At 72.9% G+C, this 20,560-nt stretch carries 20 protein-coding genes; 12 read left to right on the top strand and 8 right to left on the bottom strand.

What is annotated here, in order from left to right; translation table 11 throughout:
- Positions 1-288 precede the first annotated feature (288 nt).
- Genes ACFY3C_RS35960 through ACFY3C_RS35950 form a run of 3 tightly spaced genes read left to right on the top strand, consistent with a single transcriptional unit; the run spans position 289 to position 2,010 of the window.
- Positions 289-735, top strand: a complete 447-nt coding sequence (locus ACFY3C_RS35960) for a DoxX family membrane protein (protein WP_386573494.1) — start codon at positions 289-291, stop codon at positions 733-735.
- Complete coding sequence (locus ACFY3C_RS35955; RefSeq protein ID WP_390773801.1) at positions 735-1,130, top strand: Zn-ribbon domain-containing OB-fold protein; 396 nt, start codon at positions 735-737, stop codon at positions 1,128-1,130. Before ACFY3C_RS35960 ends, ACFY3C_RS35955 begins: the two co-directional genes overlap by 1 nt.
- Positions 1,131-1,146: 16 nt before the next feature.
- The gene (locus tag ACFY3C_RS35950) at positions 1,147-2,010 is read left to right on the top strand and encodes a GNAT family N-acetyltransferase (protein WP_390773800.1); all 864 of its coding nucleotides are present in this window, start codon (positions 1,147-1,149) and stop codon (positions 2,008-2,010) included.
- A gap of 21 nt (positions 2,011-2,031) precedes the next feature.
- On the opposite strand, the gene ACFY3C_RS35945 is transcribed toward ACFY3C_RS35950, so the two are convergent.
- Positions 2,032-2,727 (bottom strand): hypothetical protein, encoded by a 696-nt coding sequence (locus ACFY3C_RS35945; RefSeq protein WP_390773799.1) that lies wholly within the window; start codon positions 2,725-2,727, stop codon positions 2,032-2,034.
- A 29-nt stretch (positions 2,728-2,756) separates the two neighbouring features.
- Positions 2,757-3,434 carry a pyridoxal 5'-phosphate synthase gene (locus ACFY3C_RS35940; protein WP_386573490.1) on the bottom strand — a complete coding sequence of 226 codons (678 nt, stop codon included), beginning with the start codon at positions 3,432-3,434 and terminating at the stop codon, positions 2,757-2,759.
- A 215-nt stretch (positions 3,435-3,649) separates the two neighbouring features.
- Between ACFY3C_RS35940 and ACFY3C_RS35935 the strand changes: the two genes are divergently transcribed.
- Complete coding sequence (locus tag ACFY3C_RS35935; protein ID WP_386573489.1) at positions 3,650-4,639, top strand: CorA family divalent cation transporter; 990 nt, start codon at positions 3,650-3,652, stop codon at positions 4,637-4,639.
- Between the two features lie 10 nt (positions 4,640-4,649).
- Here ACFY3C_RS35935 and ACFY3C_RS35930 read toward each other — a convergent pair whose 3' ends face one another.
- Positions 4,650-5,816: an acetyl-CoA acetyltransferase gene (locus ACFY3C_RS35930; protein ID WP_390773798.1), complete on the bottom strand. Its 1,167-nt coding sequence runs from the start codon at positions 5,814-5,816 to the stop codon at positions 4,650-4,652.
- A gap of 118 nt (positions 5,817-5,934) precedes the next feature.
- On the opposite strand from ACFY3C_RS35930, the gene ACFY3C_RS35925 reads away from it, so the two are divergent.
- A complete protein-coding gene (locus ACFY3C_RS35925) occupies positions 5,935-7,119 on the top strand; it encodes an acyl-CoA dehydrogenase family protein (RefSeq protein WP_386573487.1) in 1,185 nt (394 codons plus the stop codon).
- Positions 7,119-7,595, top strand: a complete 477-nt coding sequence (locus ACFY3C_RS35920) for a nitroreductase family deazaflavin-dependent oxidoreductase (protein WP_386573486.1) — start codon at positions 7,119-7,121, stop codon at positions 7,593-7,595. Before ACFY3C_RS35925 ends, ACFY3C_RS35920 begins: the two co-directional genes overlap by 1 nt.
- Before the next feature lie 3 nt (positions 7,596-7,598).
- Here the strand turns inward: ACFY3C_RS35920 and ACFY3C_RS35915 are convergent, their stop codons facing one another.
- Entirely contained in the window at positions 7,599-8,219 is a 621-nt protein-coding gene (locus tag ACFY3C_RS35915; protein WP_386573485.1) for a LysE family translocator, read from the bottom strand.
- Between the two features lie 82 nt (positions 8,220-8,301).
- Between ACFY3C_RS35915 and ACFY3C_RS35910 the strand changes: the two genes are divergently transcribed.
- The 3 genes from ACFY3C_RS35910 (at position 8,302) to ACFY3C_RS35900 (ending at position 13,404) form a co-directional block, all read left to right on the top strand.
- Positions 8,302-8,763 (top strand): Lrp/AsnC family transcriptional regulator, encoded by a 462-nt coding sequence (locus ACFY3C_RS35910; RefSeq protein ID WP_386573484.1) that lies wholly within the window; start codon positions 8,302-8,304, stop codon positions 8,761-8,763.
- Between the two features lie 132 nt (positions 8,764-8,895).
- Positions 8,896-9,270: a CU044_2847 family protein gene (locus tag ACFY3C_RS35905; protein WP_390773797.1), complete on the top strand. Its 375-nt coding sequence runs from the start codon at positions 8,896-8,898 to the stop codon at positions 9,268-9,270.
- A 3-nt stretch (positions 9,271-9,273) separates the two neighbouring features.
- Complete coding sequence (locus tag ACFY3C_RS35900; RefSeq protein WP_390773796.1) at positions 9,274-13,404, top strand: trypsin-like peptidase domain-containing protein; 4,131 nt, start codon at positions 9,274-9,276, stop codon at positions 13,402-13,404.
- A gap of 47 nt (positions 13,405-13,451) precedes the next feature.
- On the opposite strand, the gene ACFY3C_RS35895 is transcribed toward ACFY3C_RS35900, so the two are convergent.
- A complete protein-coding gene (locus ACFY3C_RS35895; protein WP_386573865.1) occupies positions 13,452-14,087 on the bottom strand; it encodes a TetR family transcriptional regulator in 636 nt (211 codons plus the stop codon).
- 134 nt (positions 14,088-14,221) lie between these two features.
- Here ACFY3C_RS35895 and ACFY3C_RS35890 point away from each other — a divergent pair, with 134 nt between their 5' ends.
- The 3 genes from ACFY3C_RS35890 to ACFY3C_RS35880 all read left to right on the top strand — a co-directional run bounded on the left by ACFY3C_RS35890 (position 14,222) and on the right by ACFY3C_RS35880 (position 18,153).
- Positions 14,222-14,944, top strand: coding sequence for a VOC family protein (locus tag ACFY3C_RS35890; RefSeq protein WP_390773795.1), 723 nt, complete (start codon positions 14,222-14,224; stop codon positions 14,942-14,944).
- 190 nt (positions 14,945-15,134) lie between these two features.
- On the top strand, positions 15,135-17,489 hold the full coding sequence (locus ACFY3C_RS35885; protein ID WP_390773794.1) for a PQQ-binding-like beta-propeller repeat protein: 2,355 nt from the start codon (positions 15,135-15,137) through the stop codon (positions 17,487-17,489).
- Between the two features lie 76 nt (positions 17,490-17,565).
- Positions 17,566-18,153, top strand: coding sequence for a hypothetical protein (locus tag ACFY3C_RS35880; RefSeq protein ID WP_386573478.1), 588 nt, complete (start codon positions 17,566-17,568; stop codon positions 18,151-18,153).
- On the opposite strand, the gene ACFY3C_RS35875 is transcribed toward ACFY3C_RS35880, so the two are convergent.
- The 3 genes from ACFY3C_RS35875 to ACFY3C_RS35865 are packed head-to-tail and all read right to left on the bottom strand — an operon-like array spanning position 18,150 to position 20,509.
- A complete protein-coding gene (locus ACFY3C_RS35875) occupies positions 18,150-18,923 on the bottom strand; it encodes an enoyl-CoA hydratase/isomerase family protein (RefSeq protein ID WP_390773793.1) in 774 nt (257 codons plus the stop codon). The genes ACFY3C_RS35880 and ACFY3C_RS35875 overlap by 4 nt on opposite strands.
- A complete protein-coding gene (locus tag ACFY3C_RS35870) occupies positions 18,920-19,327 on the bottom strand; it encodes a Zn-ribbon domain-containing OB-fold protein (protein ID WP_386573474.1) in 408 nt (135 codons plus the stop codon). Before ACFY3C_RS35870 ends, ACFY3C_RS35875 begins: the two co-directional genes overlap by 4 nt.
- Positions 19,328-19,345: 18 nt before the next feature.
- Positions 19,346-20,509, bottom strand: a complete 1,164-nt coding sequence (locus tag ACFY3C_RS35865; protein WP_390773792.1) for a lipid-transfer protein — start codon at positions 20,507-20,509, stop codon at positions 19,346-19,348.
- Positions 20,510-20,560 lie beyond the last annotated feature (51 nt).

The raw sequence follows: 20,560 nt of genomic DNA, 5'->3' as shown, positions 1-20,560 counted from the left end.
AGTGGTGCACGGACACCGGGACGCCCGGCCCCGGTGCGCAGGGGCCGGGCGTCGTGGCGGGGCGGTGCCCGAAGGATGACGGGAGACGGACAGCGCGGTCCTCTGCCGGGCCTGCCGGCACGCCGGGGCTCCCGTGTGTTCGCTTTCAGGAGATGCCTGCCAACTCAGCCGGCGCCGGCGGGCGGTACTCACCCATGCCCGCTAGGACGCGCTTGAACTCAATTGAGAGCCAGCAGTTCCAAACCCGCCCCCTCGGCTTTTCCGGCTATCTGACGTACCGTCAGATCCATGGACGCGATCTGGCTCGACGGCGCGGAGTGGCTCGCGGTGCTGCGCATAGGCCTCGGCCTGTGGTGGCTGGAGAGCTGGCGGCACAAGGACAAGAAGACGTGGTTCGAGGGCGGCGGTATCGCCTGGGCGGCGGGGGTGGCGCAGAAGCACCGCTGGGCCCCGGTGCGGGCGGGCTTCGAGACGGTGGTGACACCGCGGCCGAAGGCGATGGCGTACGTGGTGGCCTACGCCGAACTCGCCCTGGGACTCGGCCTGATCCTCGGCTTCCTGACCCCGGTGGCCCTGCTGGGCGGCCTGGCCCTGAACGTCCTCTACTTCGTCCTCATGATCCACGACTGGGCGGAACAGGGGCAGAACTCGATGATGGCGCTGATCTCGCTGGTCGGCTTCTTCGGGATGGCGGGGCAGGCATGGTCGGTGGACGCGGCACTGGGGTGGTTCTGATGAGCGCGGCGCGTTTCGACGAGCCGGAGATCGACTCCTTCACGCGCCCCTACTGGACGGCGGCGGCCGAGGGACGGCTGCTGATCCGCCGCTGCGCCACCTGCGGCCGGGCCCACCACTACCCCCGCGAGTTCTGCCCGCACTGCTGGAGCGAGGACGTGATCTGGGAGGAGGCGAGCGGTCGGGCGACCCTCTACACCTGGTCCACGGTCCACCGCAACGACCTCCCGCCCTTCGACGACCGCACCCCGTACGTCGCCGCGGTGGTGGACCTGGCGGAGGGCCCGCGGATGATGACGGAGCTGGTCGGGTGCGAGGGGAGCGAGCCGACCGCCGGGATGGAGCTGGAGGTGAGCTTCCTGGAAGGGAAACCGGTTTTCAGGCCGAGGAGTTGAACGGGATCATGCGTGCATGCATTCCGCTGCCTGTCACCTGACCGAAGACCTTGACGACTTCCTCTCCCGCGCCGGAGACTTCCTGCGCTCCCGTCCGGCGCTGCACACGGTGCCGCTGACGGTGACGGACGCGCTGCGCAGGCGTGGCCTGTATGCGTACGGCGACCAAGCCCCGCTCTTCGGGACGCTCGGGGAGGCGGAGGGCGGGGTGCGGGCGGTCCTGGTCCACACCCCGCCGCACCGCGTGTACCTCACGCAGCTCACCTCAGAGGACGCCGAGGGCCTGGCGGACCGCTTGGCCGGCCTGGGGTATCCGATGCCCGGTGTCTCCGCCGAACGGGACACGGCTGCGGCGGTCGCGGAGGCGTGGCAGCGGCGTACCGGGGCGACGGGCAAGCTTCATGAGCGTCAAAGGCTCTACCGCCTGGATGAGTTGACCGTGCCGAAGCCGGTTCCGGAGGGCCGTGCGCGGGTTGCCGGGGCCGGTGACCGGGAGCTGATGATGCGCTGGCATGTCGAGTTCGTCGAGGCGGCGGGGCTGCTCGGAGTCCAGGACCCGGCGGCGTGGGCCGACGCCCGCCTCGCCTACGGCGGCATCACCCTCTGGGAGACCCCCGACGGCACCCCGGTCTCCATGGCCGGCGCGACCCCGGAGATCGCAGGCCAGGTCCGCGTGGCCCCGGTGTACACCCCGGCGGCCCTGCGCGGCCGGGGCTACGCGGGCGCGGTGACGGCCGAGGTGAGCCGGGCCGCCCTGGAGCGGGGCGCGGCGGAGATCCTCCTCTTCACCGACCTCGCGAACCCCACCAGCAACGGCCTCTATCAGCGAATCGGCTACCGGGGGGTCGCGGACTTCGCGGTCTACGAGTTCGGGCGATGACGGTCTACGGCATCGGGCGGTCTACGACCTCAGAGGACGAAGGGTGATCGACCACGGCCCGTCGGACCGGGCGTACACCAGGCAAGGCCCCGGCAGCGGGACCTCACCCGTCCACGGGCCCACGTGGTTGGCCAGCTCGTCGAGGAAGCCGGAGCCGTCGGGCTCGAAGGCGTCGGCGAGGAAGTAGCCGCCGTCGGCGGAGCGCGCAGTACCCGTGTAGCGCAGTTGGGCGATGGCCGGGCCGCCCTCGTGGCGCAGGACGTCCGAGGCCTCGCGCTCGGCGTGGCCGTCGAGGACGACGGCGTCGGCGAGGCCGGTCACCTCGACCGTCCACGGACCGTCCGCCTGGATCCGCAGCGCACGCACGGGACGGCCGTCGGCATTGGCCAGGGCCCGGCAGGCGAAGGGGCCGTCGGTGTAGACGAGTTGGCTGCCGGAGCGCATCCTGCCGTCCAGGGCGTCCACCACGAAGTGGCCCGGGCCGTGGTGCGTGATGCCGAGGATCACCGGCTCGGCGCCGGTGGCCGGCTCCACCACCCGGCTCCCGTCGCCGGACACCCGCTGCACCACCGGCCCGCCCGCCCTGAGCAGCGGCGGCGGGGCCGAGGGCGCGACCGGGGCCGGCCCGGCCGTCTTGGCCACACCGCTCAGCGCCACCGGCCCCGCTCCCGGCACCTCTTGCGCGCGCGACCTGCGGCCCCGCATCAGCCACGTCATGTCGTCCCCCTCATGCGCCCCTCAGCCTCTTACGGCCACAGCAGGTGCCTGGACCAGCCGGAGGCGTCCGAGGCCGCTGTCCGACGGTAGGCCAGACGTACGTGTCTGCGGGCCGCGTCTCCCTGGAAGAACTCCACTTCCTCCGGCTGGAGGCGGTACAGCGTCCAGGTCTCGGACGGCTCTGCCGGGTTCTGCCGGGCCCGCTCCCAGGCGGCCTCCGAGGCCTGCCGCAGCTCGTCCAGCGAGGACAGCTGCTCGCTCTGCCGCCCGGTGAGCGCAGCCGCCAGGGCCCCGGTCGAGCGGGCGTGCAGGTCTGCCTGGCTTTCCCGCGACGGCGCCGACGTCACCGGACCCCGTACCCGCACCTGCCGTCCCAGCACCGGCCAGTAGAACGCCAGCGCCGCGTACGGGTGGGCGCTCAGGGCCCGGCCCTTGCGGCTCGTGACGTGCGTCGCGAAGGACCAGCCGTCCGCGTCCGCGCCGTGCAGCATCACGATCCGTACGTCGGGGAGGCCGTCCTCGTCCGTCGTCGCCAGCGCCATGGTGTGCGGCTCCGGCTGACCCGCCTCCACCGCCTCCGCGAACCAGCTCGTGAACAGCTGCAGCGGTGCCGAAGGGGCCTTGTCCGGGTCGAAGGGCCGTAGCTCGGTCTCCTCGGGTGACCACACCCGCAGGGACCGCAGCAGCCCGTGAAGATCCGTTTCCATGTCCACGAGTATGGGCCCGCGTGCGGATCCCCCTGGCGCGGTGGGCCGACCGGCTCCGGCCGCCGGGGGTGGAACGGCGGGGGTGGAACGGCGGGGGGTGGGACGGCGGAGTCTCGCGCGGATCCCGTACGCCGTCCGGACTGCCTCCGCATGCGGGGCCGCCGGAGTGTGCGCAGGCTGGGACCTGCGGGCTTCGGGACCGGCGGTGAGGGGCGATGATCGTAACGGTGGTGTCGATGCCGGAGGGGGGCATCACGCGTACGGACGTGGCGGAGGCACGTGAGCGGCTCGCCACGGCCGGTTTCCTGCTCGTAGACGTCGAGCTGCCCGAGGAACCGTCCACCGGGGTGCCGCCGGTCTCGCACCAGCTCGGCCTGGAGACGGAGGACCTCATCTGGCTCGGCAGGATGGGCGAACCCGCGCGGGCCGAGTTCCTCGGAGACCAGGCCGCTTTCGTCGTGCCCGTGGCCAAGGGGAACGAGGTCGTTCATGTCCATGCCCTGGTGACCGCGCGCTATCTCCTCACGGTGCACCGAGGGCAGGCCGGCCTGCGGGAGAGCCTCATCGGGCAGCTGCGGAGCGAGCAGCCTTCCGACACCGTGGCCATGCTCTTCCTGCTGCTCCAGGAGGCCCTGGAGACCTACCGCCGGTCCGCCGTGCAGGACCTGCTGCTGGTGGAGGACCTGGAGGACGAGATGTTCGAGGGGCGACGCCCCGACCAGATCTATCGGCTGTCACAGCTGCGACGGCACTCCGCCCTCCTGCACCGCACGCTCCTGCCCTACCTCCAGGTGATGGACCAGATGTTCACCCGGAGGATGATGAACCGCGGCTTCCCGGAGGAGCGCCAGCTGCTCACCCAGGAGTTCCAGCACATGGCGAGTCTGGTGCACACGGACATCGAGTCCCTCCAGGACGCCTCCCGGCGCGCCTTCGCCAGCTACTCCACCCTCGTCTCCGGCGAGCAGAACGCCGTGATCAACCGGCTGGCCATCGTGTCGGTGATCTTCCTGCCGCTGTCGTTCCTGACGGGGTTCTTCGGCATGAACTTCACCTATCTGACCGACGAGTTGGAGAGCCGGGCCGTCTTCTGGCTGCTCGCCATCGGGCTGCAGGTCGTCGCCGTGTTCGTCGCGCTCTACGTCCTGCACCGCACCCGCATCTGGCGCAGCCTGCGCGACGAGGAGGGCATGGGCGACCGCTGAGCCGACTCCGTCACCGGCCCAGCACCACCGTCCCCGAGGAGCAGAACCAGCCCCCCGTGCCGGAGGCGACACCGAGGTGTGGCAACTCCCCGCCCGGACGCCGCACTTGCCGCTCGCCCGCCTCCCCGCGCAGTTGCCGTACCGCCTCCACCAGCAGGAACAGCCCGCGCATGCCGGGATGTTGGGCGGACAGGCCGCCCCCGTCCGTGTTCACGGGGAGGTCCCCGGAGACCAGCAGCCGGCCCTTCTCCACGAACGCCCCGCCCTCGCCCTTCGCGCAGAAGCCCAGGTCCTCCAGGGTCACCAGGGTCATGTAGGTGAAGGCGTCGTAGATCTCGGCGAAGTCGATCTCGGCGGGGCGCACTCCGGCCCGCTCGAAGGCGAGCCTGCCGCTCACCGCCGCCGGGGAGATCGTGAAGTCCGGCCACTCGGACATCGTGGCGTGGGAGAGGTGCTCGCCGGTGCCGAGGATCCAGACGGGGGCGGTGCGGCAGTCCCGTACGTACTCCTCGGCCACCAGCAGGACCGCCGCCCCGCCGTCCGAGCGGATGCAGCAGTGCAGCTTGGTGAAGGGGTCGGCGATCATCGGGCCGGACAGGACGTCGTCGACCGTGATCGGGTCCCGGAACATGGCCTCGGGGTTCAGGGCGGCGTTGGCGCGGGCCTGGACCGCCACCTGGGCCAGCTGCTCGATCGTCGTGCCGTGTTCGATCATGTGCCGGCGGGCCGCCATCGCGTACTTGGCGATCAGCGTGTGGCCGTAGGGGACCTCGAACTGGAGCGGGCCGCGCGCGCCGAAGGACAGGTTTCCCGTCCTGCGGCCCGCCCTGATGTCCGCCCGCGCCGTCGAGCCGTAGACCAGCAGGACGGCGTTCGCGTGGCCCGCCGCTATCGCGTCCACCGCGTGGGCCGCCATGACCTCCCAGGTCGAGCCGCCGACGGAGGTGGAGTCCACCCAGGTGGGGCGCAGGCCCAGGTACTCGGCCACCTCCACCGGGGCCAGCGTGCCGAGGCCGGCCGAGGCGAAGCCGTCCACCAGGGCGCGGTCCAGGCCCGCGTCCGCGAGGGCGCGGCGGGCCGCCTGGGCGTGCAGGGCGTACGGGGTCGTGTCGTCCACGCGGCCGCAGTCCGAGAGGGCCACCCCGGCCACGGCGACTTTCCGGTTCCCGGGTCTCATGAATCTGACGGTACATCAGATATGGCGGGGTGCGGCAGGTGTCGCGCCTCTGGGCTTCACTCCCTGCCCGCCCTAATATGACGCACCGTCAGATCAGGTCGGAGGGATCGGATCAGCCATGGACACGCGTCTCACCGCCGAGCAGGACGAGATCCGCCGCACCCTGCGCGAACTGCTCCACAAACACTGTGGCGCCGAAGCGCTGCGGGCCGCCGTCGACAGCCCGGCCGGGTACGACCCCGCCCTGTGGTCCGCCCTCGCCGGCCGGCTCGGCCTGCCCGGGCTCGCCCTCCCCGAGGCCCACGGCGGCGTCGGCTGTTCGGTCACCGAACTCGCCCTCGCCTGCGAGGAGATGGGGCGGACGCTCGCCCCCTCCCCGCTGCTGGCCACCTCCGTCCTCGCCGCCCCGCTGATCCTCGCCCTCGGCACCGAGGCCCAGCGCACGGATCTGCTGCCCCGCCTCGCCGCCGGCACCCTCACCGCCGCCCTCGCCGTCCCCGGCCCCGCCCTCACCGCCGCCCTGGCCCTGACCGGCGACAACGGCGGCCAGTGGGCCGGCGGGGGCCGGGCGGGCGGCGTGCAGGCCCGGCAGGGCGGGGACGGCTGGCGGCTGTACGGGCAGGTCGACCAGGTGCTGGACGGGCACAGCGCCGGGCTGCTGGTCGTCGCCGCGCACACCGGCGGGTACGCGCGGTCCCGGACCCTGCTGTTCCTGGTCGCGGGGGACGCCGTGGGGGTCGTACGGGCCCGGCAGACCGCGCTGGACGCCACCCGGCCACAGGGTCGGATCCAACTTCGGGACGTACCGGCCGAGTTGCTGGGTCAGGCCGGCCAGGACGTGCTTCCCGCCCTCGCCGGACTCGGCGACACCGTCGCCGCCGTGCTCGCCGCCGAGGCGGTCGGCGCCGCCGACCGGGCACTGGAACGGACCGTGGAGTACGTGGGGCAGCGGGAGCAGTTCGGGCGGGCCATCGGCTCCTTCCAGGCGGTCAAGCACCGGCTGGCGGATGTGTACGTGGGCGTGCAGGCCGCCCGCTCGGCCGCGTACTACGCCGCCTGGGCGACGGTGAACGGGGAACGGGTGGGAAGGCTGGCGCTCGCGCAGGCGCTGGAGGCGCTGCGGTGTGCGGCCGGGGAGGCGATCCAGCTGCACGGCGGGATCGGCTTCACCTGGGAGCACGAGTCCCACCTGTACTTCAAACGGGCGGCCGGGGACGAGCTGCTGTTCGGGCCCGTGCACCGGCTGCGGGACCGGGCCGCCGAGGAGGCCGGGCTGTTCGCGCGCGGAGAGGTGGCCGTCTGATGCCCGGCGTCGGCGTGCGGTTCGTGCAGAAGGTGTCCGCCACCCGGGCCTTCGCGAAGGTCGCCCCGCACGTGATCCCGGCCCTCGACCGCGCCGTCCACCGGCTCACCCGGGGAAGGATGCTGCTCAGCGCACAGCTCCTGCCCGGCGTGATCCTCACGTCGACCGGGGCGAGGAGCGGGCTGCCGCGCCGGACCCCGCTGGCCTGCATGCCGGAGGAGGACGGTCACGGCTGGCTCCTCGTCGGCTCCAACTTCGGCCGGACCGGCCATCCCGCCTGGACCCACAACCTGCTCGCCCATCCGGACGCCTCGATCAGCTGGAAGGGCCGGGACATCCCCGTCACGGCCCGGCTGCTGGCGGGCGAGGAACGGGCCGCCGCCTGGAAGGCACTGCTGGCGTTCTGGCCGCCGTACGCGACTTATCAGGCGCGGGTGGAGCGGGAGATCAGGATCTTCCGGCTCCTGAGAAAGTGATCGTCACAGCGTGGCCAGGCGTTCCACCAGCAGGAACGCGCCGATTCCGAGCATCGCCGCGCCCGATGTGCGGGTGACCGCGCGGGCCGCCGCCGGGCGGGCCGCCAGCAGGATGCGTGCCGTGGCGCCGACGCTGAGGTACACGGCCGCGCAGCACGCCATGTGCAGCAGGCCGAGGGTCGCGGTCTGCGCGGGTACGGGCAGGTGGGCGCCGCGGAGGGTGAGGAACTGGGGGAGCACGGAGAGGTAGAGCAGCAGACCCTTGGGGTTCAGGCCGCTGATCGTGGCGCCCCGCAGGAAGAGGCGCCGGTCGGCGCCGGGGGCCTCGTCCGCCGCCCCCGGGACGGCCGGGCGGCGCAGCACCCCCCAGCCCAGCCACAGGAGATATCCGGCGCCCGCCACCGTCAGTGCCGTGAGCAGCCGGGGCGAGCCCGCCACCAGGACCGCGAGCCCCGCCGTCGCCAGGACCGTGTGCAGGGCGTAGCCGGAGACCAGGCCCGCCACCGCGCGCGGCACCGAGCGGCCGCGCAGGGCGGTCGCGATGACGAACGCCCAGTCCGCGCCCGGCACACACACCAGCAGCAGGTCCACGGCGAGGAAGGAGAAGAGCAGTCCCGAGTCCATGCTGGGGACATTAGGCGTGAATGGCCCGAAAGTGTTCCTGAAATTTGCCCGTGATCGCGAGATCTGGGCAATTATCTTCTTCATGGACGACGTAGACCGGAAAATCCTTGCCGAGCTGCAGCAGGACGGGCGACTGACCGTGACCGAGCTGGCCGCCCGGGTGCGCCTGAGCGTCTCGCCCTGCCACCGGCGGCTGCGCGAGCTGGAGCGCTCCGGAGCCATCCAGGGCTACCGGGCGGTGGTGGACGCGGCCGCGCTCGGGCTCACCTTCGAGGCGCTGGTCTTCGTCTCCATGCGGCAGGAGGACCGGGAGACGGTCGCCGAGTTCGAGCGGGCGGTCAGCGAGCTGGAGCACGTCCTGGACGCCCAGCGGCTGTTCGGCGAGCCCGACTACCTGCTGCGGGTGGCCACCGCCGACCTCGCCGCCTTCCAGCGGCTGTACGACGAGCGGCTCGCGACCCTGCCGGGGGTGCAGCGGCTGACCTCGACGCTGGTGATGAAGCACGTGGTGCAGGACCGGCCGCTGCCCGCGACACGGGGGTAGCCCGGCGGGCGCCCGCCCGATGGCCCGATGGCTCAAATGCGTTGTGCGGACAGGGTGTTGACCCCTGTGGGGCGGGAGTCACCTGTGGTACACCGAGAACGCGATCAGCGGATCCGGGAGACGGGGGCGGACATGAACGGCATGTACATTCCGGTCGACGTGGGCGGTGTCCAGGTCCTGGTGGAGGCCACCGATGTGCGGCTGCCGGGATCGGAGCCGACGGCCACGCGGCCGGGGAACCTCACCGGGCGCGTCCAGGACGCCTTCGAGCAGGCGCAGTCGACGATCGTGGAGATCGCGACCTCCACGGCGGCGGCCCTGGGCCAGGCGGGCCGGGCGGCCAGGCCGGACGCCCTGGAGGTGGAGTTCGGGGTGAAGTTCTCCGCCAAGGGCGACATCATCGTGGCCGGCGCGAGCGGCGAGGTCACCCTCAAGGTGAAGCTGACGTACGACGGGAGGCGAGACCAAGCGGCCGGCGACGAGGACGCCGACGACGAGGCCTCCTGACTGATGCCAGTGCCCTCCGAGTCCTCCGCGTCCTTCTCATCCCCCTCGTCCCCCTCGCCCTCCTCCGGCGTCCCCGGATATCTGGGCAGCGTCCTGCCCCCCGCCGCCGACGACCCGGTGGGCACCTGCTTCCAGCTCTCGCCCGGCGTCCTCGCCACCGCCTGCCACGTCCTGGAGAGCCTCGGCCTTGCGGTCCCGGGCGCGCAGGTGCGCTTCGCCCCGCTGGCGGGCGGCCCGGCGGGCACGGCCACGGTCGAACGGGTGGACCAGGCGCACGATCTGGCCGTTCTGCGCACCGACAGCCCCCTCCCCGCGTCCGTGACCCGCGCGATGGCGACGGAGAGCGTGGAACCCGGCACCGAGCTGGTCATCGAGGGCTTCGGGGAGGTCCCCGCCTACGACGACCGGCACACCTACCGGTACCTGAGGGCCGGCGGGCGCTGGGAGCACACGACCGAGCGGGACGACGGCGTCCGGCTCGGCCGCCTCAGCACGAAGGACCTGCTGCGCGGCATGAGCGGCGCCCCCGTGCGCCGTACCTCCGACGACGCCGTCCTCGGCGTGGTCAGCGCCCGCTACAACAGCACCGACGGCTGGCTGCGCGACTCGGTGTGGACGGCCAGGACCGAGGATCTCGCCGTGCTCGCCCCGCGGGAGCTGTCCTGGTTCTCCCCTTACCTGCGCACGCACGGGCAGGTGCTGCGGGACCTCGACGACAAGGAGCAGTACCTCACCGCGGAGCAGCTGGAGTTCGTCAGCCCCGGGCCGGGCAGCGGCGCCGCCCCGGTCCGGCTGCTGGACCGGCTCGACGCGCAGTACGAGCCCGGCGGGTACGCGGAGCCGCGGCGCGGGGTGCTGCTGGAGGGCGTGGCCGGGGCCGGCAAGACCCGTACCTGCTTCGAGGTGGCGAAGCTGGCAGCACAGGAACCGGCGGGCGCCTGGCTCGTCCTGCACGTCACACCCGGGTCCGCCGTGACCGCCGAGCACCTCGTACAGGCGGCCCTGGCACACGCGCCGGTCGCCGACGCGGCCCGGGTCCTGCTCGTCCTCGACTATCTGGACAGCTACTCGCAGCTCGGGCTGACGGAGCTGGGCCGGGAACTGCAGACCCTCGACCCGGAGGGACGGGTGGCCTGCCTGGCCTCCGCCCGGCCCGGCGCGCTCCACGCAGCGGAGGTGCAGGGCGTCTTCGGCCAGGTGGCCCTGGAGGACGGGGAGGAGTACCGGGCCCGGGTGGCCGCAGCGATCTTCCAGAAGGTCGCCCCGGAGGCCTGGCGGCGCTGGGGCGAGGACCGGCTGGTGGCCGCGTGCAGCGACCGGCCCGTCCTCGCCCTGCTGATCGCGCGGGCGCTGGAGGAGCAGGCCCGGGCCGGGCAGGACGCCCCCGACCTCTCGGACCTGCGCCGGGGCAGCCTCTTCGACTGGCTGCGGCGGCGGCTCGAACGCGACTTCGGCGTCCCGACCGCCGCGGACCGCGAGGCGGGCCTGTCCCGTCCGCGGGTGGCGCTGCTGGCCTCCACGGTGGCCCTGCTGGCCTGCCCGCAGGACCGTTCCGCCGCCGTGCGGGAGGCCGTGGACCGGGCCCTCGACCAGCGCGCCGACAGCGACTTCGGGCTCCGCGGGAGTGACGTGCTCGCCCTGCTGCGCGACCAGGGCTGGCTGGTGGGCGGCGCCGACCGGCTCGAACTGGTCCACGACATCGTCGCGGACGGCCTGCTCGGCGCCACACTCGTCCCCGGGCAGACCGTCCAGAGCGGCACCGCCGAGGAACTCCTGGACGCGCTCCTCGACCGGGGCCCGGCCTTCACCCAGGCCGTACGGCACCTCTCCCGCTGGACCACCGACCAGGACACGGCCCGGCGGGCCAGGATCGAGGACGCCTGCGCCCGCTGGCTGGAGGCGCGGGCCGACCCGATCGGCAAGCTGCTCGCCGCCGACGCGCTCGGCGAGACCGCGTTCGACCTGATGGCCCGCACCCCCTGGCAGGCCGGGATGCTCCGGCTCTGGGACGAACTGGTCGGACCCTGGCTGGACCAGATCGAGCGCGAGCGGCCCCGCGCCCTGCCCGCTGTACTCGCCCAGGCCGTGGACAGCATCGTCGGACCGCTGCCGCCCCAGCTGCTCGGCAGCGCCCTGACCTGCCTGGAATCCCGTCGCCACGCCCCGGAGACGGGCCTGCTCCTGCAAGCCCTGCTGTACGCCGAGGGCCTGACGCCGGACCGGTTGGACGTGGTCGCCGACCGCGCCCTGGCCTGGGTGCGGCGCCACCAGGGCGAACGGCGCGCCGTCCAGCTGCTGGCCGCCGCCCTCGGCCGCCCCGAGCTGACCCCCGGGACCGCCCGGCGGCTGGTGGAGGCGGCCCGGGAGTGGATACGCCGCAACCCGGGGCACTCGGCCGGCTCCGTGGTGCTCGGCCCGCTGCTCGACCGCGACGACCTCGGACCCCACGCCAAATCCGTGCTCGACGCCGCGCTGACCTGGGTCGTCCGGCAGAACGGCAACCCCGGCGTCTCGTTCGTCCTGCCGCGTCTGCTGCGGCGCACCGACCTCGGGGGACACCGGGACCGGGCGGTCGGCCAGGCCCTGAAGTGGCTGCGCGATCACCGCGAGCGCCCGCAGGCCTCCTTCGTCCTGCGGCCCCTGCTGCGCTTCGACCTCACCGAGGAGGAGGCCCAGCAGGCCGTCGGGCACGCGAACAAGTGGCTGACCCGCAACGCCGGAGAAGCGCAGGAGTTCGTCCTCGGCGCCCTGGTGCGCTGGGACGGCTCGGCCGCCGAGCGCGTCGGCACGCTGCTCAGGCAGCAGCCGGTGACCGAGTCGCAGCAGCACCTGCTGGCCGACCTCCTGCGCGGCGACCTGCCGCAGCCGGTCCTCCAGGAGGTCGTCGACGCGACCCTGCGCTGGCTGCGGATCCACGGCCAGGGGCCGGACTCCGCGCTGCTGCACTGGCTGCTGCGCCGGCTCCCGCCGGGCGGCGAGGCCTGGGCCGAGGCGTCCGAGCGGGCCGTACGGTGGCTGAAGCGGCACGGCACCGCCGCCGAGGCCAGCTTCCTGCTGGACGACCTCCTCACCGCCGAGCCCGGCCGCGCGGACACCACCCGTCTCGCCCTGGACTGGCTGGCCCAGCCCGGCACCGATCCGTACGCCAGCTACGTCCTCAGGCCCCTGCTGCTGCACCACGACGCCCTCCCCGAGGACCAGGCCGGGCAGGCGGTGGACCGTGCCCTGGCCTGGCTGGCGGGGCAGGCCGAGAGCGACGAGGCGGGGTTCGTCATCGAGCCGCTGCTCCTCCTGCGCACCCTCGGCCCGGACGAGGTCACCGCCACCCTGCGGGCGACCACCCGGTGGCTGCGGGACCACGCGACGAGCCCCGGCGCCGACCGGGTGCTGGGCCCGCTGCTGACCCGCGCCGACGTGGTGGGCGACCTGCGGGCCGTGGCCGAGGGCCTGGCGGTGGTGTGGCTCGAACGGCACCCGGAGGCCGACGGCGGCGTCGCCCTGCTGGCGACGCTGCTGGCCCGGCCGGGTCCCGCCCCGGAGATCGCGGCCCGGCTGGTCCCGTACGTGGTGAACCGGACGAGGAAGGGCCGTACGGCCGCCGCCTCCCACCTCATCGGTCTGCTGCACTCGGTGCCGGCCGGCGCGCGGCAGCGGGCTGCGCTGATCGACCACACGCTGACCTGGCTGGACCAGTTCGGCCCGCCCGGCACCGGCAACCCCAGCGCGGTGTACGCGCACCTGCTGGCCCTGCGCGACCTCAGCGAGGAACAACTGGCCCGCGCGGCCGGGCTGTTCCTGGCCTGGCTGGACCACCGGGCGACCCGCGCGGTGGTGGGGCGCCCGCTGGCCGAACTGCTCCAGCACACCGGACCCGCCCCCTGGCGGGCGGCCGCCGTGACCCGTGCGCTCGCCTGGCTGGCCGAGAACGCCTCCCGGCCCATCGCGGCCGAGGTGCTCCTCGCCCTGCTGCGCGACCCGGCGCCGCCCCTGGACCGCCGGGCCGAGGTGCTCGGGTACGCGCACGAGTGGCTTGCGGGGAACGGGCCCGGGCACTGGAGCTGGGCGGATGTCGCCGAGGCCGTGGGCGGCACACCCGGGCCGGAAGAGAAAGCAGGCGGCGGTCCACTCGGGTGAACCACCGCCTGCGAGACAGGACTTGGGACCTGGAAAAGGGCCGGGTGCTACTTCGTCGGCTTCTTGCCTGTCACGCCGAGGTGCACCAACAGCGCCAGGTTCGGCTTGAGTTCGGCCTGCTTGACGCCCCAGGTCTGGAAGCCCTTCTGGTGCGCGGCCACCGCCGCGAGCATCGCGACCAGTGAGCCGGCCACCGCGGCCGGGTTCACGTCCTTGTCGACCCTGCCCTTGGACTGGAGTTCCTTGATGGAGTCCACGAGGGAGTTGTTCACCGAGTTCAGGATCTTCATACGGATCTTGTAGAACCGTTTGTCCCCCTCGGCGGCGCCGAGGTCGACCACGCGCAGGATCGCGTCGTTCCTCCGCCAGAACTCGAGGAACCCGTCCACGAGTTCCTGCGCGGTCTGCCACCCCGCCTTGCCGGCCCAGCTCCGGCCCTCCAGCAGCTCGGTCAACCCGGCACCCTCGGCCGCCATTTGGTCGGCGATCTCCAGGACGGCACCTTCGACGTCCGGGAAGTACTGGTAGAAGGTCGCGGGCGAAGTGCCCGCCTTCCGGGCGACATCGATGACCTTGACGTCCCGGTAGGGGGAGGAGCTGAGCATCTCGCTGAGGCAGTCGAGCAGCTTCTGCCGGGTCGCCTGCCCACGCCGGCCGGCCACGCGGCCGTCGACGGTACGCACTTGTCCTGTCATGCCGTCAGCTTACCGAGGGGTGATCGGAGCGCTATTCGGCCGACTGCAAATGGGGTGCACGGGTGCATCGGGGGTGGTGTGGCTGGTCTGCGGGGTGCGCGCGGCGCGGTTACTTTGACGACATGGCCGAAAACAGGGCATCGGTGTACGCAGAGGGCGTCCCCTGCTGGGTGGACGCCCAGCTTTCCGACGTCGAGGCGGGCAAGCGGTTCTACGGTGAACTTTTCGGGTGGACCTTCGAGGACGCCCTCGGCTCCTCCGTGTGGGCCCAGCTGGGCGGCGAGCCCGTCGCCTCGCTCGCCCCCAAGATGGACGGCCGGATGCCCACCGTCTGGACGGTGTCCTTCGCCACCCCGGACGCCCAGGCCCTCGGCCGGCGGATCGTCGCGGCGGGCGGGCAGGTGGTCATGGCCCCCTTCCCGGTGGGCGACCTGGGCATCGCCGCCCTCGCCGCCGACCCCCAGGGCGCCGTGTTCGGCCTGTGGCAGTCCGCGAGCCACCCCGGCTTCGGGCGGCGGCACGAGCCGAACACCTTCGTCTGGGTCGAGCTGTACACGAGTGACACCGCCGCCGCGAACACCTTCTACGGCGGTCTCTTCCACGACGCTCTGTTCGGCGCCGACGCCGAGCCCGACTTCGGCCGTGCGGAGGTCTCCGACGTCTTCCCGGCCGAGATGCCCTCGCACTTCCTCACCCACTTCCGGGTCACGGACCTGGAGGACGCCGTCGGGGCCGTACAGCGGCTCGGCGGGCGGGTGCAGGCTCCACCCTTCGAGACGTCGTACGGACGAGTGGCCGTCGTCACCGACAATCAGGGGGCGTCGTTCGCGGTGCTGCAGCGGTGAGGCAGGCGCCGAGGCGATGAAATGACCGTATTCGGCATGAGACACCCCGATTCGTCACCCGGTTCGCAACAAGCCGCCCGGCCAGGAAGAATCGGGGTGCGTGCCGCCATTGCGGTGCGGTGGTGAGACGCTGCACTTCGGTCGCGTACATATGTGGGTGGCGCGGCTCGTACGGGGAGGTGGCAGGCAAGTGGTGGATCAGCTGACGCAGCACGATCCGCGGCGGATCGGGCCGTTCGAGGTGCTGGGCCGGCTGGGCGCCGGCGGCATGGGGCTGGTCTATCTGGCACGCTCGGCGTCCGGCCGGCGCGTGGCGATCAAGACGGTCCGCACCGAGCTGGCCGAGGACCAGCTCTTCCGGGTCCGCTTCACCCGTGAGGTGGAGGCGGCCCGGGCGGTCTCCGGCTTCTACACGGCTGCCGTGGTCGACGCCGACCCGCGCGCCGCCGTGCCCTGGCTCGCCACGGCCTACGTCCCCGCGCCCTCCCTCGAAGAGATAGTGAACGACTGCGGGCCGCTCCCGGCCCAGGCGGTGCGCTGGCTGGCGGCGGGCGTGGCGGAGGCCCTGCAGTCCATCCACGGCGCCGGCCTGGTCCACCGCGATCTGAAGCCGTCCAACGTCCTGGTGGTCGAGGACGGCCCCCGGGTGATCGACTTCGGCATCGCCTCCGGCGTCTCGAACACCCGTTTGACGATGACGAACGTCGCCGTCGGCACCCCCGCCTACATGTCCCCCGAGCAGGCCAAGGACTCCCGCAGCGTCACCGGCGCCAGCGACGTCTTCTCGCTCGGCTCCATGCTGGTCTTCGCGGCCACCGGCCACCCGCCCTTCCACGGCGCCAACCCGGTCGAGACCGTCTTCATGCTGCTGCGCGAGGGCCCGGACCTCACCGGCCTGCCCGACGAGCTGCGCCCGCTCATCGAGGTCTGCATGCAGATGGAGGCAGCCGGCCGCCCCTCCCCGGCCGACCTCCAGGCCCAGCTCGCCCCGCACCTCTTCGGCTCCGGCTCCGACGACAGCGGCACCGCCTCCGCCTGGCTGCCGGAGAAGGCCGTCGCCCTCATCGAGGCCCGCCGCGGCGCCCGCAGCGGCGGCCGCCCCGCCGCCAAGCCCGCCCCCACCCCGCCCGGCCCCCGCAGCGGCGGCCGAGGGGCCGTACCCCCGCCGCCGTCCTACGACCCCGCCGTCCGCGCCCCCGCACCGGTCGGCGCGGCGGGCGCGCCCGACACCGGCCCGGTCCGGCTGGCCGGCGCCCAGGTGCCCATCGGCCCCGGCCCCCGGGTCGCCGACGCCCGCGCCGCCGCCGTCAAGGCACCCCCGCCGGAGGCCGGCCTGGTCGCCAGCTGGTCCCGCCCCCGCCCCGGCGTCAACGGCGCCGACCCCGCCGTACCGCCCGCGCCCCCGGAGACCGCGTCCGGCTGGCGTCCCTGGCGGTTCCGCATGTCCAACGACGTCTGGGGCACCCCGTCCGTCGACGGCGACCTCGTCTACGTCACCTCCTTCGAGGTGCACGCCCTGGACGTGGGCACCGGCCGCCGCCGCTTCAAGACCCGGGACGTCGCCTGGTCGATGGCTGTGGCGGACGGCCGTATCCACGCCTCCGACGGCCCCACCCTGTTCGCCCTGGACGCCCGCGAGGGCGCCGACCTGTGGCGGCTGTCCACGGACGCCTGGGTGTACTCCCTGCACGCCGACCGGGGCACGGTCGTCACCGGCACCCGCGGCGGCGGCGTCCAGGCCTGGGAGGCCTCCGGCGGCCAGAAACTGTGGGAGATCTCCGGCTGCCAGACCGACTTCGAGTCCCCCGAGGCCGGCCCCGCCGTCCACGACGGCACCGTCTACGTCTGGCAGGACGCCCGGCTGCGCGCCCTGGAGGCCCGCACCGGCGAGGAGCGCTGGTCGTACCCCATCGGCGACGCGGCCTCCTGCGGCGGCGTCCCGGTCCGCATCACCCCGGCCCCCGACGGCTACGTCTACGTTTCCGCCGGCACCCGCGTCCTCGCCATCGAGGTGGCGAGCGGCATGGTGCGCTGGCACTTCGAGGCCCCGGCGGTCTTCCTCTGCCCGCCCGCCTTCGCCCCGGGCCCGGCCGTCACCGGCGGCGGCATCTACCTCGCCGACTACCTGGGCACGGTCTACGCCCTGGACGCCACCGACGGCCGCGACCGCTGGCGCATCGCCACCGAGGCCCGCTCCTCCGTCGAACCGGTCCTGGTCGCCGCCGGCCATGTCCACGTCGGCAGCGGCAAGGGCCTGTACACCCTGGACGCGGTCACCGGCACCCCCAAGTGGCGTTTCCAGGCCGGCGGCGACGTCGTGGGCGCCCCCTCCGTCGCCGAGGGCCGCATCCACTTCGGCTCCACCGACCACCTGCTGTACACGCTGAAGGCCGACGACGGCCGGCTCCGGTGGAAGCTCGCCACCGGCGGCGAGATCACCGGCTCGCCGGTCGTCAAGGACGGGGTGGTGTACGCGTGCAGCAAGGACCGCTGCGTGTACGCGCTCGACGCGGAGAAGGGGACGGGAACGGCCCGAACGGCTTGACCACGTGACGAGAGACGCTGCCCCCGGGTGCGGGAGCACTGCTTCGCGGTGACCGCTCCGCCGTTAGGGTGATTGCATGAGAACACGGGGGCGCGCACTCAAGTTCACGGCCGTACTGACCTTCGTGGTCCTCAGCCTGACCGGCTTCTCGACCGGCAGGCACCACAGCCGCCACAGCGGCGGAGGCGGTGGGGGAGGGTGCAGCAGCTCCCACCAGGACCATGACAGTTCGTCCTCGTCCACCTCGGGTGGCGGGTCGTACGACGACTCGGACGACGACAGTTACGGCAGCAGCGGTACGAGTACGAGCGGCAGCACCAGCGGGGGTTACTACACCCGGCGCCCGACCCACCGGGCCACGTCCACCCCTTCCGGTGGCAGCGGCAGGCGGCTGGAGGACGGGACGGCGAAGCTGATCAGCTGTGCGACCGAGAAGAAGCCGTATGCGACGGTCGAGATCACGAACCCGAACAACCGCGAGGCCGAGTTCCAGGCCTGGGTCACCTTCTACGACGACGAAGGTACCCAGATCCTCGACAATGCCTCCTACACGGTCAAGGTGCCCGCGAAGGGCAAGGCGACCACCCAAGTGACGGTCGGCGAGCGCCTCCGGCTGAAGGTCGACCACTGCCAGGCGCACCCGGAGGCCCAGGTCAGGCCCTAACGCACCCGGTACTCCCGCGGCCGCCCCGCGAACAGCTCCGCCTGCCGCTCGGCCGGCAGATTGCCCAGCGCGATGAGATGCGGCGCCTGCGCGAACGCCTGCGCGCGGCCCGCCTCCCTGGCCGCCCACAGGGCCCGTACCGTCCCCTGCACGCCCTCCGTCGGATACCCGGCGATGACGGCGGCACAGCGCACGGCCGCCTGCAACGCCCCGCCCGGCTGGGTCAGTTCGGACACGAGCCCGATCTCATGGGCCCGCCGGGCGGAGATCCGCTCGGCGGCCCCCATGAGCATCATCCGGGCCACCTCCCCGTACGGCATCCGCGCGGCCATCAGCATGGACTCGTAGGCGCTGACCATCCCGTACGTCGTGTGCGGATCGAAGAAGGTTGCCGTCGTGTCCGCGACGACGAACTCGCTCTCGCCCAGCAGATAGAAGGCCCCACCGCAGGCCATGCCCCGCACCGCGGCCACCACCGGCTTCCACAGGTCGTTCGCCTTCGGCCCGATCCGCAGCAGCGGATCGTCCTGCATGTACGGCGACGAGGGCTGCGGCACGACGAAGTCCCGGTCGATGCCCGTACAGAAGGCGCGTTCCCCGGCCCCGGTGAGGACGACGGCCCGAACGGACTCATCGAAGCGCAACTCGCCCCACAAGCCGACGAGTTCCTCGACCATCTCCCCGTCGACGGCGTTGAGCCGCTCGGGCCGGTTCAGCGTGACGACGGCGACGCCGGTGTCCTTGTCCGCGGAGAACCGGAGGGTGTTCACGCCGGCACCCACTGCGGAAACCCGTCGGAGAAGACGACCTGGACCCGGCCGCCGATCCGTATGCGCCGAGGATCAAGGGAGTTGAGAGGAGCACCGGCACGGCTCACCAGATTCCCCACGAGCCGTATCCGGGGCGCGTCCTCCAGCTCCACGACGACCACGTTGTACGGCGCCTGCTCCGCGTACTCGGGCAGCAGCGGCGGATGCGGCAGGACGTACGACCACACGCGCCCGCGCCCCGACACCGCCCGCCACTCGCTCGCGAAGGACTGGCAGTGCGGGCAGCACGGCCGGGGCGGGAACCGGAACTCGCCGCACTCGCCGCAGGCCTGGACGCGCAGCTCGCCACGGGCGGCGTACTCCCAGAACGGAGCGCCGTCGGTGTCGGTGACGGGGTTCAGCATGGCTGGCTCACTCCTCACTCAACTCCTCAGCAGAAGGGCGGAGGTGGGGACACCCTCGCCGGCGGTGACCAGACAGGTGGCAGCCCCGGGAACCTGCGCGGTACTGGTGCCACGCAGCTGCTTCACCCCCTCGTTGATGAGGTTGAAGCCGTGCACATAGGCTTCGGAGAGCCCGCCGCCCCCGGTGTTGACGGGCAGCCGCCCCCCGATCTCCAGCGCGCCCTGCTCGGTGAAGGCGCCGCCCTCACCCCGCCCGCAGAAGCCGTACCCCTCCAGCGAGAGCGGTATCAGGGCCGTGAACGCGTCATAGATCTGCGCCACGTCGACATCCTCCGGCGTGAAGTCGGCGTGCTTCCACAGATGCCGGGCGGCGGTCCAGGCCGGGCCGGTGAGCGGGTCGTCGTTCCAGTAGTTGACCATGCCGTGGTGCTGGGCGGGCAGCCCCTGGGCGGCGGAGTGGACGTACACGGGCTTCTGCCGGCAATCCCGGGCCCGCTCCCTGCTGACGACGACACAGGCCAGCGCGCCGTCCGTCTCCAGGCAGTTGTCGAAGAGGCAGAGGGGCTCGCTGATCCAGCGGGAGGTCATGTACATCTCGCGGGTGAGCGGCCGCTCGTACATCACCGCCGCCGGGTTCTGGTTGGCCCGGTTCCGGCAGGCGAGAGCGACGTTGAAGAGATGATCCCGGGTGGCGCCGAACTCGTGCATGTAACGGCGCGCGAGCATGGCGATCTCGTCGGCGGGCCGCAGCAGCCCGAAGGGTCGGGTCCACTGGGCGGGTGTGGGCAGCTGGACGGCGGTGTTGGTCCAGGGCCGGGGTCCGCTGCCCCGCTTCCGCGACCGCCAGGCGACCCCGACGGTGGCCTGCCCGGCGGCGATGGCGGCGGCGAGGTGAGCGACGGTCGCGCAGGACCCGCCGCCCCCGTACCCCACCTTGCTGAAGAAGGTGAGGTCCCCGAACCCGACCGCCTTGGCCAGCTCCACCTCATCGGTCTCCTCCATGGTGTAGGAGGCGAGGGCGTCGACCTCGCCGGGCGCGATCCCGGCGTCCTCCAGGGCGGCGAGCACGGCCCGGCAGGCGAGGGTCTTCTCGTCCTCCGGGAGCTGTTTGGCAAAGGCGGTCTGCCCGATCCCGACGATGGCGGTGGCGTCCTTCAGCCCCGTTCCTGCCATGGCTGCCATGGTGCACCCACCCCTTCCTCTGCTGACAGTCCGTCAGGTTACAGCTAATCT

Origin of the sequence: Streptomyces sp. NPDC001410, from assembly GCF_042895235.1 — a bacterium.
GTDB lineage: Bacteria > Actinomycetota > Actinomycetes > Streptomycetales > Streptomycetaceae > Streptomyces.
This window is presented reverse-complemented; position numbering and strand designations above follow the sequence as displayed.